Origin of the sequence: Vibrio sp. V04_P4A5T148, assembly GCF_963875605.1 — a bacterium.
Lineage (GTDB): Bacteria > Pseudomonadota > Gammaproteobacteria > Enterobacterales > Vibrionaceae > Vibrio > Vibrio anguillarum.
The window spans coordinates 17,542-34,180 of sequence record NZ_CAWNMS010000022.1 but is presented as its reverse complement, the minus strand read 5'-3'; the positions used below and the strand labels follow the sequence as shown (position 1 = coordinate 34,180).

Sequence of the window (16,639 nt, the reverse complement as noted above, 5' to 3'; positions counted from 1 at the left end):
GCCATGTCGTCAGCTCAACTCTCACAAATTAACGTTTACCCAGTCAAATCGATAGGTGGCCTATCGCAGTCCGCCGCTTGGGTTGAAAAACAGGGGCTGGCTTTTGATCGACGCTTTATGATCGCGTTAGCTGATGGTTCAATGGTCACTGCGCGTAAATATCCAAATATGGTTAAGGTGAATTCAATACTGGTTGCGGATGGTTTGATCTTCACGGCGGTGAACCAATCTCCGTTAAAACTGCGTTATGCAGATTTCAAAATGCAACCTTCTCCAGCGCAAGTGTGGGACGATAACTTTACCGCTTACACCACAACCGATGAAGCGGATGATTGGTTTAGCCAAGTGTTAGACCAGCGTGTTGAGTTGCTGTTTACCGGAGAGCAATCAAACCGAATGCGTGAAAAAGTGGGTCACAATGTCAGTTTTGCTGATGGCTATCCAGTGCTGGTCATCAGCCAAGCTTCACTTGATGAACTTAATCGCCGCAGCCCTGAAGTGCACAGCATGGATCAATTTCGTACCAATCTAGTGGTACGAACCGATGAGCCTTTCGCTGAAGACAGCTGGAAGCGGATCCGAATTGGTGAGGTAGAATTTGAAGCGGTAAAACCTTGCGAACGCTGTATTCTCACTACTGTTGATGTGAATAAAGGGGCTTTTCGTCCAACCAAAGAGCCGCTAAGAACCTTGTCACAATTTCGCGCTAACGAAAGAGGTGGGGTGTTTTTTGGGCAAAATTTAGTCGCAAAAAATGAGGGAATGATTCGCGTTGGCGACAGCGTTGAGGTGCTTGAGTACAAAGAGAAAGAGTTTTATCGAGATTTGGGCATGAGTCACCATGTGATGACCTGTGTTGAGCGTGAAGCGATTGCGCGTGATTTTGTCACGTTCTGGCTAGAGCCGAAAAAGGGTGAAATGCCAAATTATCAACCTGGGCAGCACCTACCAATCGAAGTTGTGATCGATGGCGAGAACGTGGCGCGCCGCTACACTTTGTCATCTAGCCCATCGCGCCCGGGTCGGTTAGCGATTTCAGTCAAACGTATTGATGGCGGTAGAGTTTCTAACTGGTTGCTTGATCACTTGCGGGTAGGAAGTACATTGACCACGCAATCACCGGATGGCTCGTTTCATCTGTCGACTCAGCACCAACAACCGTTGTTACTGTTGTCGGCTGGAAGTGGCGTGACGCCTATGTTATCGATGTTGCGCTATCTTGCCGATAATCAACAAATTCAAGATGTGGTCTTTTATCATCAATGTCGCGGTATTGAGGATATTCCTTGCAGGGCTGAACTTGAAGCGCTTAAGCAGCGACATCCGGGGTTGAAAGTCTTCATTTCGCTTACTCAAGCTCCCATCGATTGGTTGGGGCTGAAAGGTCGGCTCTCTTTATCCCATCTTAAGCAAATCCAACATGTGACTGCTCGCCAAGTGTTTGTGTGTGGGCCTGATGGTTTTATGCAGAAAGCAAAAAGCTTATTGTTGAAAAAAGGGCTTGCGGAAGAATCTTACCACCAAGAAGCATTTGGTGTGGCGCACACCGTCGCAGCTGAGCTGAAAACGTTACAACTGAGCGTCAATGGCCATGTATTTGAGGGTAATAACCAAACGACCTTATTAGATCAAGCCGAAGCCGCTGGCATTGCGATTGCCAACAGTTGCCGAGCAGGGTTCTGTGGTGCGTGCAAGGTGACTGTGCAGTCGGGCAAAGTGCATCAACCTGACGTGCCAGCACTGCCTGAGCATGAACGTCATCTTGGTTTCGCTTTAGCGTGTTGTTGTATTCCTGAAACCGATATTGAGGTTGTAAACTAGTTTTCGCCTCACGCTGTTGCACTACAGTGACTTTGTCCAATAAAAATGCCTCTTGGGTCAGTGTTGACCGCAAGAGGCGTGACGTTGCTAGTGATTTTTATTCGAAACCGTTTCAGTCTCTTCAAAGTGACTCTCTTAAAGCTAGTTGGCAAAGTACAGAAATACCAATTATTCGTTTTTATATAGTTAAATTAGTTTAAATTTGTGATGAAAATTCCATATTTTTTTGTTTATTTTCCATCCAATCTTGCCTGTGTTTGATGTTTTTTTAGAATAACTGTCGAATAAATGAGCGCTTGAACGTTTGCGTAAAAATATGTGATGAAACTCTCATTTTGTTCGCTATACTTTCCGCCCGGTTATGAGCCGGTGCTCAACCCATACAAGCCGTCACACGGAAATGTGAATGACCCCAAGGACTGGACCAGCTAAGTTCCTCTGCTTGTATAAGGTGATCTTAGATGAACAATATGTTCGCATACCCCTCTTTTTGTCATGCTTTTGTTGTGCAAAAGGACAATGATTCCTCCTTTGCCAAGTTTTTTGGTTCTACCCTTATTTCCAAATTTCAAACTAGGTAAATACAATGAATATTCTTTTTGGCCTCGTCGGCATTTTAGCGCTGATCGCTTGCGCCTACCTGCTCTCTGAAAATCGATCTTTCATCAATTGGAAAACCGTATCACGTGCTTTATTGCTGCAAGTTGGTTTTGCCGCGCTGGTGCTCTACTTCCCATGGGGACAAAGCGCACTAGCCAGCATCAGCGGCGGTGTGTCGAGTTTGCTGGGTTTCGCTGATGCAGGAATCCGCTTTCTATTCGGTGATTTAGCTGATTCCGGATTTATTTTTGCTGTTCGTGTTCTGCCTATCATCATTTTCTTCAGCGCTCTTATCTCTGCCCTTTATTACCTTGGTATCATGCAAAAAGTCATCGAGTTTATCGGTGGTGGTATTCAAAAATTTTTAGGTACGAGCAAAGCAGAATCTCTGGTTGCTACGGGTAACATTTTCCTGTCACAAGGCGAATCACCACTGCTTGTGCGTCCCTTTTTGTCGCGCATGACACGTTCAGAACTGTTTGCCGTAATGGCCGGAGGTATGGCCTCTGTCGCAGGTAGCGTGTTGGGTGGCTATGCCGGTCTAGGTGTTGAGCTTAAATACCTTATTGCAGCCAGTTTTATGGCGGCACCCGGCAGTTTGATGATGGCAAAAATCATCGTACCAGAGCGCGATGTTCCACTTGATCAAACCAATATTGAGATGGATAAAGCGCAAGAAAGTAATGTGATTGACGCACTGGCGAGTGGGGCGATGAATGGCATGAAAGTGGCGGTGGCCGTCGGTACAATGCTGGTTGCATTTGTGAGCGTGATTGCGATGGTTAACACTGGGCTTGAAAGTTTCGGTGAGTTATTGGGTTTGAACGGTATAACCTTGCAACTGCTGTTCGGTTATCTATTTTCACCACTGGCTTGGTTGATTGGTGTACCAAGCCATGAAGTCTTGATGGCGGGCTCTTACATTGGGCAAAAAGTGGTGATGAACGAATTTGTGGCTTTCATTGATTTTGTTGACCACAAAGCGCTGTTGTCGGAACACACCCAAGTTATCATCACTTTTGCTCTGTGCGGCTTTGCCAATATTGGTTCTATCGCGATCCAATTAGGCTCTATCGGGGTTATCGCTCCTGAACGCCGTGCAGAAGTCGCGAATTTAGGTATTAAAGCGGTGATTGCAGGTACGCTAGCTAACTTAATGAGTGCATGTCTAGCGGGCATTTTCATTCTGCTTTAAACGCCCTGTTTGCTTCTCTCAATGCTCACTGTGGTGGGCATTTTTGATCCCTTTTTTGAATGATTGACACCTCAGTAATTGCTGAAAAGCTGATTTATAGCAAATTCCGTTTCTGATGAGCGCGTAGTATAGCTTGCAATTAACTGCGTATCCCAACATAGGCGATACGCTGACATGCTAACTTATTGAGTGCTTGCTATGGAAAATCTTGTTGAACGCTTTTTGCGTTATGTCTCTTTTGATACTCAATCTCACCCTGCCAGCCGCCGTTGCCCGAGTTCAGTAGGGCAAATGACGTTTGCCCATACACTGCATGAAGAATTAATCGCATTAGGCTTAACCGATGCTACGGTTGATGAACACGGCTATGTTATGGCGAAGTTGCAATCGAATGTTGATTACTCTGTTCCTGCGATTGGTTTTATTGCACATATGGATACCGCGCCAGACGCGTCAGGCAAACACGTTAAGCCGCAAATTGTGGAGAATTATCAAGGTGGAGACATTGCTTTAGGTAAAGGGGATGAGGTGCTGTCACCTATTCAATACCCGGATTTGCATCAACTGCATGGGTACAATCTGATCACAACTGACGGCACCACACTGCTTGGTGCCGATAATAAGGCAGGCATCGCTGAAATTATGACGGCCATTGAGAGGTTAATTGCCGACCCAAGCATCGCACATGGTGATATTTGTATCGGTTTCACTCCCGACGAAGAGATCGGCCGGGGCGCGGACTTATTTGATGTGGAGAAGTTTGGCGCACAGTGGGCTTATACCATTGATGGTGGCCCGGTGGGTGAGTTGGAGTATGAGAATTTCAATGCGGCGAGCGCTGATGTTATTTGCTATGGCGTGAATGTTCACCCTGGGACCGCGAAAGATAAAATGGTGAATGCCATCAACATCGCCGCACAATTTCAGCTTATGATGCCAGCCGATCAAACCCCAGAGACCACGCAGGGCTATCAAGGCTTTTACCATTTAAAATCCGCAGAGATGAGTGTGGCTCGCTCAACCTTGGGTTACATTATTAGAGACTTTGAACGAGAAGGCTTGGAAGCTCGTAAAGCGTTTATGCAGCAGCAAGTGGACCAGTTAAATGCCCGTCTTGAGAAAGGACGAGTTGAGTTGGTTGTGACGGACAGCTATTTCAATATGAAAGAGATGGTCGAGCCTCATCCACAAGTCATTGAACTGGCTAAACAAGCCATGATTGCTTGTGATGTTGAACCGCTGATCAAACCTATTCGAGGTGGTACGGATGGTGCGAGGCTCTCATTCATGGGCCTGCCATGCCCTAATATTTTCACTGGCGGTTATAATTTTCATGGTATTCATGAATTCATTACCATTGAAGGGATGGAACAAGCGGTAAACGTGATTGTAAAACTGGCTGAAAAGACAGCGTTGGCGAATCAACACTGATAACAAACCTTTCCTTTCGCCAATCTCAAAGGGAGTTTCTCTTCCAAAGCTATGACAGGGCGCATAATAATTGCGCCTTATGCCGACGTTAACTATTCACTCAGTTACAATACCTTTCTAAAATTTCTAACACGATCTCAATCTGCTGCTCTCTAGTGGCTTAGATGTGTTGCTGCTCATTATGCATAAAAATAAAAGAAGGGGATTGATATGGAGAAAGTGGTCGCGGTGTGGGACTTTCTTATCACTCATAAATTGGTGTTTAGTATTTTAATCATAACGTTGATTATTTTGACGCGGCGAGTTGTGCTTTCTCAAATTCGTGGCGATGTCGCACTGATTACCGAAAAGCAGCGTAAATGGATGTCACGCACCAAGAATGGCACCTTTGCGTTTACTTTGGTCATCCTCTTCGTATTGTGGCAATCGGAGATCAACGAATTTGCACTGTCAGTGACTGCGATAGCGGTCGCCATTGTAGTCGCATCAAAAGAGATCATCTTGTGTTTTACGGGTTCAATTCAGCGAGCGAGCTCTCGCTCATTTCGTATCGGGGATTGGATTGAAGTCGGAAAACTGAGCGGTGAAGTGATCGAACACAACTTGATGGCAACCGTGATCCAAGAAATCGACTTGAATCATGGTCAATACCACTACACTGGAAAAACTGCGACCTTGCCAAACAGTATGTTCTTCTCGTTTCCGGTAAAAAACCTTAATTTTATGAAGCGTTATGTGTTTCATAACTTTTCGATAGTAGTGCCTGAATTTGTAAATTTGTATCCTTTATTGCCGATTATGCATGAAAAGATTGAGAGCCACTTTGCCCATTTTATTGATGTTGCAAGGCGCTATAACAGCATGATTGAAAAACATGCGGGTGTAGATTTGCCCAGTGCTGAGCCGCACATTCAGATCAGCAGCGCAGCCGCAGGAGAACAGATCGTGCATTTCATGATTTTTTGCCCAACAGAGCGGGCCAACCATTTAGAGCAACTGATCCGCCAAGACTTTATGCAAGCGTATGAAAACGCATTTCCACGCGCTTTAGTTGCAACAGAAGTGCTGCCGAGTGAAGTGGGTAGCTAACCGCCGAATAATGAGCGCTCACACAGTATGGTGAGCGTCTTACCTGCAATTACTGTTTGGGTGAGAAAAGATATATTAGTGATGAAAGTGAGATTAACGCTCAATTGCGTGTGTTTTTTTCACCGAAATCCCTAAGCGTTTTGAAAGCCGAGTGAGATTCGCGCGATCCACTTGCAATAATCTTCCCGCTTTTGCCCAATTGAAATCGGATTGGGTCAATGCTTCACTGATCAATTTACGCTGATATTCATCCGTTGCTTCTCGCAGCCCACGTTGCCACACCTTCGCTGTGGTTTCTGTGTCGCTCAACGTACTTGGCGTGTTAACCAGGGGTAGGCTGAAATCTAACTCACCTATGTCGTAGCTGTTGACTGTGATCAACGCTTGTAAGCCTTGTCTGGCTCGTGCTTTCAGCGCTGCGCGGTTGATCACGTGTTCTAATTCGCGAACATTACCGGGCCATGAGTAGTTGAGTAACCCAGCCAGTGCGTTGGGATCGATTTTGAGCTGTGTGATACCGAGCTTGCGACGCGCTTGCTCTAAAAAATAACCTGCCAACAAGGTAACGTCACCATTTCGCTCTCTTAGCGGAGGGATATGAACAGGGTATACGCTGAGTCGATGGTAAAGATCGGCTCGGAATCTTCCCGCTTCCACCTCTTGCTTTAAATCTCGATTTGTCGCTGCCAATATCCGTACATCAATAGTTTGGACATGATCTTGTCCTACGGGCTGAATTTCATTGTTCTGCAATGCACGTAAAATCTTGCTTTGGGCAGCCAATGGCAGTTCACCGATTTCATCGAGAAATAAGGTTCCACCGTCGGCTAATGCAAACTTGCCTAAGCGATGCCGTTCTGCTCCAGTAAAGGCTCCTTTGACATGGCCAAATAGTTCACTTTCGACCAAGTTTTCTGGAATTGCGGCGCAGTTGACATAAATAAGGGGTTGGCGTTTACGCGCTGATAGTTGGTGCAGTGTTCGTGCGACCAGCTCTTTACCGACACCCGTTTCACCATGGATTAAAATGTTGAAATTAGAAGGGGCGACCACTTCCAAATCGGCTTTCATGGCCAGCATCGACGCACTTGAACCGATGATCTCTCCACCTTCTCTGTCCCATGCTTCTTCATTCAGCTCTTCTAAGCGTTGCTGTGATTGTTTGGCTTGTGCTTCAAGTTGAGAAAAGGTCAGTGCCATTTTCAAGGTAGAGGCCGCGATTGCCGACAACGCTTCTAGGCTGCGTTTGGGAATATGCTCAAACATGTTGGGATTAAGGCTATCAAGCGTCAAGATACCGAGCAGTTTGTCACCAAACAAAAGGGGCAGGCCCATACAAGAGTGCATGGGAAGGTCGCCATCATGATCCATTAATAAACCATCGAAAGGATCGGGTAGTGATGAATTCGCATCGAAAATAACCGGCCCATCAGCGTGGCAAATCTCACTAAAGCGCGGATGTTCATCAATTAAAAAGCGTCGGCCTAAGGTATCGCGAGTCAAACCTTGCATCGCAAGGGGGATTAACAAATCACCTTGGCGTGAAAGCAGCATCACACAGTCGCATTGAATGGTTTTACGAATCGCATCAAGCAGGCGATTGAACCTATCTTGATCATTCAAACCACTTGCGAGTCCTATGGTCATTTCAATCAAGGTAGAGATGGAAAAATCTTGCATGGTAAGCACTCAGGTGATGTTTTTAGATATTGTAGTGTCATAATGACATTTTTTGAAGTGTTATTTTGACCTGATTATTTAATGATTTTTTATTTTCTATTTAAAAATCAATAGATTAATGTTGGTATGCTTTGTGCTATACAAGCTTCAGTATCAGAGCGAATCTAATTCGCCATTTATAAAATCTGAGGAGAAAGCTCAATATGCTCAATAATCAACACATCGCCATTGTCAAAAGTACCATTCCTTTGCTTGAATCTGCCGGGTCAGCGCTTACGGCTCATTTCTATCAGAGAATGTTTACTCACAATCCTGAGCTAAAAGATACTTTTAATATGACCCATCAACATACTGGCCGTCAGGGCGTTGCACTGTTTGAGGCGATTGCCGCGTATGCGAAAAATATTGAAAATCTCGCCGCATTAACCAGTGCAGTGGAACGTATTGCCCAAAAGCACACCAGCTTTAACATTCAGCCAGAGCACTATCAAATCGTCGGTCATCACCTTATTGAAACGTTGCGAGAGCTTGCTGCCGATGCCTTTACTCCTGACGTTGAAGCCGCATGGACGGCGGCTTATCTCTTTTTAGCGCAAGTCTTTATTGATAGAGAAGGAGAGTTGTACTTACAGCGTAAGCAGGCGATCGGTGGTTGGGAGAACGCGCGTGAGTTTGTGTTGCAAGATAAAGTGAAAGAGTCTGAATTCGTCACTAGCTTTATCTTTGAGCCTGCTGATGGTAAAGCTGTATTAGATTATCAGGTAGGTCAGTATATTGGGGTTGAACTTAAGCCGGAAGGTGCGCCATACAGTGAAATTCGTCAATATTCCTTGTCACAAAAACCTAATGGAAAAAACTACCGCATTTCTGTGAAGCGTGAAGGCGTGGATACTGAACATCCTGGGACAGTCTCTAACTATTTACATGATTATGTTGAAAAAGGCAGTCGAGTGAAACTTTATGCGCCAGCGGGTGATTTTTTCTATGTTGAGAAGCTCGCTCCCGTTGTACTTATCTCTGCAGGTGTCGGGGCAACACCGATGCAAGCCATACTTCAACAGCTTGCGTCAGTAGGAAAAAAAGAGGTGACGTATCTGCATGCTTGCAACAATTTATCACAACACTCCTTTATTGATGAAACCGCGACATTAATGGCGGTGCATCCATCATGGCAGCAAGTGGTCTGGTATCTGAAAAGTGAGCAAACACCAGCCAAGCAAGGTTCTATGATCTTGCATGAAGTTTGCGAGCAACTGCCGCTAACACAGGGGGATTTTTATATCTGTGGCCCCGTTGGTTTTATGCAGTTCATTGTTGAACAGCTTGAATTGCTTGGCGTAGCAAGAGAGCGTATCCATTACGAAGTCTTTGGTCCACACGCCTATTTATAAAGTATAAAGCGCTATCTAAATCTAGGCTCTTTTAAGGGCCTATACCCTTCCCATTTAAAGCTGCAGCGGTGTTGGTTACGTTCGCTTACCCCAATCACATAGTTTATCTATGCTCATGGGGATGAGCTCACTTGCCGTCTACCTGCAACTTCAAGTTGTTTGGGTATAAATACTGAAAAGTGGGCTGGGAATTAATGCTCACTTTTTATTTGTAGTGCTTGCCAAGTAATTTCATCGGAATGGCTATCGCTATCAATAAAAATAGAAGACCCACTAATCATCACTGAAATATCCATACCTCGGTTCAAGGAAGTAGAGAGTTTTTCAATCGCTGCAGCATCAAATCGAAATAGATCGACATTGAGGTGAGAGAACTTTCCCTTGTTTTGCTCCCACCAAACCTGTGATTTCGTGTTAAAGCTGTAGACTTTCACCTGTTTTGCAAGCCGTGTGGCTTTTTTAATGCGATCAGCATCGGGTTCGCCGACTTCAATCCAGAGCTGAATTTGGTCATCTAATGATTTTAGCCAGAGGTCAGGTTCTTCAATGGAAGAAAGTCCTCTAGTATATGTTAGCTCGGGTGAAGCATTAAGACAAAACGCCAAAATGCGTGCCATCATTCGTTCGTTGCTTTCTGAAGGATGCTGAGCAATGGTGAGATTTAAAGAGTCATAATGATCGCGATTAGTATCCGTCAGCGCAATACGGAACTTATAGATTGTCGGTTTAAGAGCCATTGGAAGAATGCCAAGAGGTAAAAACGAAAATAGCCAGCAAATTGCTGGCTATTAGAATACTTAGTAAAAATTATACTAGGCGGATGTTTTCAGCTTGAGGGCCTTTTTGACCTTGAGCTACTTCAAACTCTACCTTTTGACCTTCAGCAAGAGTGCGGAAACCGTCACCTTTAATTTGGCTGAAGTGTGCGAATACGTCTGGACCGTTTTCTTGTTGAATGAAACCGAAACCTTTAGTTTCGTTGAACCATTTTACTGTGCCAGTAACTGTGTTAGCCATTTTTATACCCAAAATCAAAAAAAATTTTACAGCCGAATACGGCGCGGATAGCGTGGAAAAGTAGATTGCTATTGCGTACGACACGACGGGGGAGTTACAAGTAATCCAACGAGACGTATGTGTATACAAAGAACTGCTTTCTAGCTAGTGCAAAGTCTAGTTCAAACTTTTATCTTGTCAATCATAACTCGATAAAACTCGAAAAACTTTCTTAAAATTGTTAGGTTTTATGCTCTATGTTGCATTTTCTTATGATGAGGCTTGAAATTAACATTACTATTCTATTACCCATTGACATAGTTGAAGTTTTAGCCAGAGTTAGTGGTCAGATGAGTTCGATGGTTGAAGCCGTTTATTACTGGCCAATGTTCATTGAGTGAGGAGAAGGGTTAGGTTTACTTTCCTATTTAATGGCTCTCTTTTTGGGCTGAATGACTCTCCTCAAAACTGAGGAAATTTTTCCCTATCAAATAGCATCTTCAAGTTGTTTTGGCGACAACTCGGAACGTTGCGCTGTACACATCACAAATTTGCACTTTCAATGAAATATTTACTCGGTTAAATAATTGTTACAATTAGTTCCATTTTGAAGTGTTTTTTTGGGTAATGCCATGTCCCATCTAATTTTCGGGTTTTCTATTGTTAACCACTGATTAACAATTGTTTTATTCTAAGCCAACAAGGAAAAATTGCTTGTTTTTTGAACTTGAAATTCTTATTTAATGGAGGAAAATGTATGTAAACTGAGTTTTCGAAAATGAATGGATACTTTCTCATAAAAAGAGAGGTTTACAACATGAAACTAATACTGATTTTAATGGCGTCTGTCTCGGCGGGTGTGGCCTCTGCTGATCACTTTCATTCATTTTTGCTTGGGCTTTACATCTCGTCACTCGCAGTAGGCAGTTGTTACTGGTTTGCGTTTCGAAGTACTAAAGTGCCGGAGTTTGCCCTTTTTCTTCTCATCTGTGGGCTTCTTGCTAAATTGACAGTGACCATTATCGGTGTTGCGTGGGGGATATCGGCGCAATTGATCACATCGCCTTTTATCTTTGCTTTGTCGTATCTCTTCTTCTCTATTGTCGTGACATACCTCTGGTTCAGTTATCGAGATAAATTAACCTCTGCAATCTCTAAAACAACGGCGCATCACGCGTAGCGCACTTAATGCATAGCGTCTTTATGCGTAATTTACGCGTAAGATGGTTAATGTGATAGTGAACTAAATTATTTCTGTTAATGCAAAAGGGCTTCCTCACTGGGCCCTTTTGGTGCTTTTGCACTTTAGACTTTTGTCCAAGAGTGGCGCTCATCTTTTCGATATACACTGTTGGCAATGATTATTTATCTCCTGAACAAGGAAGTACTATGGGCATCGGATTATTTTGGGCAGAGAAAGTTATCTTAATACTGGGCATCATTTTTATTCTGACGAGTATTGTGCGGTATGGTAAACGTAGCCATGACTGGAAAGGTGTCATCACGATGTTTTATCGTCGCATTCCCATGTCAATTGAGGAATATAAGTGGTACCGCTTGGGAGTGGCATTCATTGTTACCGCTATTGTGTTGCGGATTGCTGTACTGACCTTCTGGCCCTCACTATGAGGTTGAAATGAGCGAACATTGCTGTTTGCTAACCGATGTTTCGCTTGAGTGTGTAGCCTTTTATAATCCCTAAAACTTTTTAATTAATTTTTTGCGCAACTCGCATCTACGCGAGGTTTAGGTATACACTCTATTTATCGAATTAATAAATAGAAGGTGATTACATGTCTTTCCCCGTACTCATCTGTGATGACTCTGCACTGGCTCGGAAGCAGATGGCTCGTTCACTTCCCGCCTCTCTAAACGCCGATATTACTTTCGCAGTCCATGGTTTAGATGGCATCAAAAATCTTGAAGAGCATGATTTTAAATTAATGTTCCTCGATTTAACTATGCCTGAACTGGACGGCTACGGAACGCTAGAAGAGATGCAACGCAGAGGGATGACAACGCCTGTTGTTGTTGTTTCTGGTGATATACAGCCGAAAGCGAAAGAGCGAGTATTGGCGTTAGGGGCGCGTGCTTTTATTCAAAAGCCGATTGATAAGGACGTGTTAAATAGCGTACTACGAGAGTTAGTCGAACCGCCAACACAGCCTCGTATCGTTACGCCTATCTCTGTTGAACTACCTATCTTAAAACGTCGTGACATCTATATGGAAGTTGCGAACGTTTCGATTGGTCGAGCAGCTGATGCTCTGGCGCGGCACTTTGATGTATTTGTTCATTTACCGCTACCAAACGTCAATATTTTTGAAGTGAGTGAGCTACATATGGCACTTCGTGACTTGGCGGAAAATGATCAAGTTTCTGGTGTATGCCAAGGCTTTAGCGGTGAAGGCATTGCAGGTGAAGCACTGGTGCTCTTGAGTGATTCCAGTGTTTCTGACCTGAAAAAATTAATGAAAGTGCCAGCAGACAGTGAAGAGCTTGAAGAATTAGAACTGTTAATGGATGTATCAAACATATTAGTTGGTTCTTTTCTGAATGGATTAGGCGAGCAATCGGAGGTGCGTTTTTTTCAAAGCTCTCCAGTATTGCTTGGGCAACACATCTCCATTGACTCTGTGATCAATTCAACCGCTGGATCATTTAAAAAAACGATGACGTTTGAAGTGAGCTACAACATTGATCAAACGACGATTCGCTGTGACTTGCTCTTTATGTTTGTCGATGAGTCTCTTCCGTTGCTAGACAGTAAATTAGCGTACTTGATGGAGGATTTTTAACGATGAATCTCCCTGCAGAATTTGAACAGTTCCACTGGATGGTGGATATGGTGCAGAATGTCGATATGGGGCTGATCGTGATTAATCGTGATTACGAAGTGCAAGTGTGGAATGGATTCATGACACACCACAGCGGTATTCAAGGGCACGATGCGATTGGTAAAACCATTTTTGAACTGTTTCCTGAAATCCCCCAAGAGTGGTTTAAGCTCAAAACTAAACCTGTGTATGACTTAGGTTGTCGTAGTTTTATTACTTGGCAGCAGCGCCCATATCTCTTCAAATGTCGTAATGTTCGCCCTGTCACTCAGCAAGCCGATTATATGTACCAAAGCATTACTTTAAACCCGATGCGAACCACGACGGGTAAAATTAACTCATTGTTTTTATCAATACAGGATGCCACATCTGAAGCGTTAGCCTCTTTACAAATACGTTGATAGAATCAGGGTGTTAATGATTTCGAAGCCTCCTTTTGGTGTTTCATCAAGGAGGCTTCATGTTAGTGATGGGTTCAATTAATCAAGCGTTACAAGCTCATTTCCGCAACGTTGATTGTTTGCAAAGGCACGAATGTTATCCAAAGTTGTCTGAGCGATATTGTGTAGTGCATCTTCAGTCAAAAAGGCTTGATGTCCTGTAAATAGTACATTGTGGCAAGCCGATAGGCGTCTGAATACATCATCGACAATCACATCATTCGACTTATCTTGGAAGAAAAGATCCTTTTCATTGTCGTAAACATCTAAACCAAGAGCGCCGATACGACCTTGTTTCAGTGCTTCAATTGCTGCAACTGAGTCGAGTAATTCACCTCGGCTGGTGTTTACAATCATCACGCCATCTTTCATTTGGGAAAATGCGTGGCTGTTGAGTAAATGGTAGTTCTCTGGCGACATTGGGCAGTGAAGCGTAATCACATCACTTTGTTGGTAGATTTCCTCAAGGCTGCAGTAAGTTGCACCGAGTTCAATCGCCAGAGGGTTCTGATAAGGGTCGAAGCACAGTACCTTCATTCCCAACCCTTTCAAAATACGCATTGTGGCAATACCAATTTTTCCTGTGCCAACAACTCCCGCGGTTTTACCGAAGAAGTTAAACCCGACCAACCCCTCTAATGAGAAGTTAGCGTCTCGGGTACGTTGGTACGCCTTGTGAAAGCGGCGATTCAAACACATCATCATTCCTACCGTGTGCTCTGCCACCGATTCTGGTGAATATGCAGGCACTCGCACCACTTGAATACCCAGCTCTTTTGCGGCATCGAGATCGACTTTATCAAATCCGGCACAGCGCATTGCGATAAGCCTCGTCCCATTTTCATACAATTGGCTCAATACTGGACGACTTAAGTCGTCATTCACAAAGGCACACACCACAGTGCATCCTTGGGCCATTTTAGCTGTGGCTGGGGTGAGTCGAAAATCGTGAAAGTGCAGCGAGAAGATCTTTGTATCACTGACCTCTGAGAAAGAACTCGCGTCATAAGATTTTGCGCTGAAAAATGCAATGTTGATCATGTTCTCTTCCTAATTAGACTTATAATTTTCACTATAAATACGCCTAATATCACAGAAAATAAACCACAAAATAACTATGTCTTTGGGCTGGTAGGAGTTGCGGTGTGATGTCACTAAAATCGAAAACGGACGGATTAATGATAAAAATTCACCACAATCTGTAAAAATCGCCGATAGAAATGTCTGAGTCACCTCTTTTGTGAGTGTGATTTTTCTCACATTTTCGGCGCAATGCTGAACAAGGTAACGTTTGCTTATAGTATGAAAGCTTTCGCTAAAATGATGCGTTCTTTAATAACGTATTGAAAAATAAAAATTTACACGATGAGTATTTGAGAGAGACAAGCTTGAGAAGTGTCGGATATGAAAGTTTCGAGATAGTACCACAAAAAAAATGCAAATATCAGACTTGCTGATAAGAAATCCGGGCCTATAATGCTGAAAACCGGAGCGTCTGCCAACGCTCCGGTTTTTTTGTGTCCAAAATGTACTGACGTCTGCCAACGAAGGTACTACGCACTCTGCAAAAGAGACACAAATGGTCAATTAATCAAGGAATTACATAATGCGTATCGAACAAGAACTTAAGTTAGGTTTTAAAGATGTCCTGTTTCGCCCTAAGCGTTCAACACTAAAAAGCCGTTCTCAAGTAAATTTAACGCGCGATTTTACATTCAAGCATAGTGGGCGTCAATGGTCCGGCGTGCCTGTTATTGCGGCGAATATGGACTCGGTAGGCAGTTTTGCTATGGCGAAGTCACTTGCTGAACATGATGTAATGACAGCGGTTCATAAACATTACTCAGTAGCTGATTGGGCTGAGTTTGTTAAAAACGCCGATACATCAACACTTAAGCATGTGATGGTTTCTACAGGTACATCTGATGCTGATTTTCAAAAAACCAAAGACATCATGGCGCTTAGTGACGATCTGATTTTCATCTGTGTTGATATTGCTAACGGCTACTCTGAGCACTTGGTCGATTACGTACAACGCGTGCGTGCACAATTTCCAGATAAAGTGATCTCAGCTGGTAATGTTGTCACCGGAGACATGTGCGAAGAGCTAATCCTTGCGGGTGCGGATATCGTAAAAGTTGGTATCGGCCCGGGCTCGGTTTGTACCACTCGCGTGAAAACAGGTGTTGGTTATCCTCAGCTTTCAGCCATTATTGAATGTGCCGATGCGGCGCATGGATTAGGCGGGTGTATCATTGGTGATGGTGGCTGCACATGCGCAGGTGACGTTTCTAAAGCCTTTGGTGGTGGCGCTGATTTTGTCATGCTTGGTGGCATGCTTGCAGGCCATGAAGAGTCTGGCGGCGAAGTGTTTGAAAAAGAGGGCGTGAGCTACATGAAGTTCTACGGCATGTCGTCACAGTCTGCAATGGCGAAGCACTCTGGCGGCGTTGCAAAATACCGCGCAGCGGAAGGCAAAACTGTATTGCTACCTTTCCGTGGCAGCGTTCACGACACCATCTCTGACATTCTTGGTGGTGTGCGTTCAACTTGTACTTATGTCGGTGCAGCTAAGTTAAAAGAGTTAACTAAGCGCACCACATTTATCCGCGTACAAGAGCAAGAAAATAACGTGTTTGGCCGTGAGTAAATCAATAGTTTTAACAACTATAATTGTTGAAACAACCATAAAGTGATAATTACAACCATATCTTGATAATTATCACAACCATAATTTGATATTGCCTCTTCATAGTCTAGACTTATGTAAGTTTACGACAAAATCGTGAAGAGGCAATTTCATGACAAGCTTACCTGCGCCCTCAGCAATTACGACTTCTGCTTTAGAGTATGCATTCCATACTCCCGCTCGTAACCTAACGAAATCTCGTGGAAAAAATATTCATCGTTATGTCAGTGTAAAGATGGGTAAGAGGATTACGGTAGAATCTACTCTAGAGTGTGACGCCTGCTATCATTTTGATTTTAAACTGACAGAAATGCTATAGAGCAATCAGTTCTAAAACATTTTTGTCCAATTTCGAGTCAGTTAATAATGTGTGATTGGCGAAAAGCTCCTGTATTGCCTCTGTTGATATTATCGAATGATATTGTTTCCTATATTCCAGAACGTTACTTGTTAAACATTTCCCCATCACG

General features: G+C 43.8%; 14 protein-coding genes. 10 read left to right on the top strand and 4 right to left on the bottom strand.

Annotation, left to right across the window (positions count from 1 at the left end; genetic code table 11):
* Positions 1 to 3 precede the first annotated feature (3 nt).
* The 4 genes from AACT18_RS02800 to AACT18_RS02785 all read left to right on the top strand — a co-directional run bounded on the left by AACT18_RS02800 (position 4) and on the right by AACT18_RS02785 (position 6,136).
* Positions 4 to 1,821: a hybrid-cluster NAD(P)-dependent oxidoreductase gene (locus AACT18_RS02800; protein WP_094124985.1), complete on the top strand. Its 1,818-nt coding sequence runs from the start codon at positions 4 to 6 to the stop codon at positions 1,819 to 1,821.
* Between the two features lie 586 nt (positions 1,822 to 2,407).
* Positions 2,408 to 3,616, top strand: a complete 1,209-nt coding sequence (locus tag AACT18_RS02795; RefSeq protein ID WP_013868046.1) for a NupC/NupG family nucleoside CNT transporter — start codon at positions 2,408 to 2,410, stop codon at positions 3,614 to 3,616.
* A gap of 198 nt (positions 3,617 to 3,814) precedes the next feature.
* Positions 3,815 to 5,047, top strand: coding sequence for a peptidase T (gene pepT / locus AACT18_RS02790; protein WP_094143031.1), 1,233 nt, complete (start codon positions 3,815 to 3,817; stop codon positions 5,045 to 5,047).
* A gap of 210 nt (positions 5,048 to 5,257) precedes the next feature.
* The gene (locus tag AACT18_RS02785) at positions 5,258 to 6,136 is read left to right on the top strand and encodes a mechanosensitive ion channel family protein (protein WP_094143029.1); all 879 of its coding nucleotides are present in this window, start codon (positions 5,258 to 5,260) and stop codon (positions 6,134 to 6,136) included.
* 93 nt (positions 6,137 to 6,229) lie between these two features.
* On the opposite strand, the gene norR is transcribed toward AACT18_RS02785, so the two are convergent.
* Positions 6,230 to 7,816, bottom strand: coding sequence for a nitric oxide reductase transcriptional regulator NorR (norR, locus tag AACT18_RS02780; protein WP_094125336.1), 1,587 nt, complete (start codon positions 7,814 to 7,816; stop codon positions 6,230 to 6,232).
* Between the two features lie 203 nt (positions 7,817 to 8,019).
* Here norR and hmpA point away from each other — a divergent pair, with 203 nt between their 5' ends.
* Positions 8,020 to 9,207, top strand: coding sequence for an NO-inducible flavohemoprotein (hmpA, locus tag AACT18_RS02775; RefSeq protein WP_094125622.1), 1,188 nt, complete (start codon positions 8,020 to 8,022; stop codon positions 9,205 to 9,207).
* 191 nt (positions 9,208 to 9,398) lie between these two features.
* On the opposite strand, the gene AACT18_RS02770 is transcribed toward hmpA, so the two are convergent.
* Positions 9,399 to 9,944, bottom strand: coding sequence for a YaeQ family protein (locus AACT18_RS02770; RefSeq protein ID WP_094125621.1), 546 nt, complete (start codon positions 9,942 to 9,944; stop codon positions 9,399 to 9,401).
* Between the two features lie 70 nt (positions 9,945 to 10,014).
* Positions 10,015 to 10,224, bottom strand: a complete 210-nt coding sequence (locus tag AACT18_RS02765) for a cold-shock protein (RefSeq protein ID WP_010318975.1) — start codon at positions 10,222 to 10,224, stop codon at positions 10,015 to 10,017.
* A 796-nt stretch (positions 10,225 to 11,020) separates the two neighbouring features.
* Here AACT18_RS02765 and AACT18_RS02760 point away from each other — a divergent pair.
* The 4 genes from AACT18_RS02760 (at position 11,021) to AACT18_RS02745 (ending at position 13,441) form a co-directional block, all read left to right on the top strand.
* On the top strand, positions 11,021 to 11,383 hold the full coding sequence (locus AACT18_RS02760; RefSeq protein WP_094125347.1) for an NADH:ubiquinone oxidoreductase: 363 nt from the start codon (positions 11,021 to 11,023) through the stop codon (positions 11,381 to 11,383).
* A 209-nt stretch (positions 11,384 to 11,592) separates the two neighbouring features.
* Positions 11,593 to 11,832 carry a hypothetical protein gene (locus AACT18_RS02755; RefSeq protein WP_017046015.1) on the top strand — a complete coding sequence of 80 codons (240 nt, stop codon included), beginning with the start codon at positions 11,593 to 11,595 and terminating at the stop codon, positions 11,830 to 11,832.
* A 164-nt stretch (positions 11,833 to 11,996) separates the two neighbouring features.
* Complete coding sequence (locus AACT18_RS02750) at positions 11,997 to 13,001, top strand: response regulator (RefSeq protein WP_017046016.1); 1,005 nt, start codon at positions 11,997 to 11,999, stop codon at positions 12,999 to 13,001.
* A 2-nt stretch (positions 13,002 to 13,003) separates the two neighbouring features.
* On the top strand, positions 13,004 to 13,441 hold the full coding sequence (locus tag AACT18_RS02745; protein WP_017046017.1) for a PAS domain-containing protein: 438 nt from the start codon (positions 13,004 to 13,006) through the stop codon (positions 13,439 to 13,441).
* Positions 13,442 to 13,519: 78 nt separating this feature from the next.
* Here the strand turns inward: AACT18_RS02745 and AACT18_RS02740 are convergent, their stop codons facing one another.
* Entirely contained in the window at positions 13,520 to 14,521 is a 1,002-nt protein-coding gene (locus tag AACT18_RS02740; protein ID WP_017046018.1) for a 2-hydroxyacid dehydrogenase, read from the bottom strand.
* Between the two features lie 565 nt (positions 14,522 to 15,086).
* On the opposite strand from AACT18_RS02740, the gene AACT18_RS02735 reads away from it, so the two are divergent.
* Positions 15,087 to 16,130: a GMP reductase gene (locus tag AACT18_RS02735; protein ID WP_064626434.1), complete on the top strand. Its 1,044-nt coding sequence runs from the start codon at positions 15,087 to 15,089 to the stop codon at positions 16,128 to 16,130.
* Positions 16,131 to 16,639: the final 509 nt, after the last annotated feature.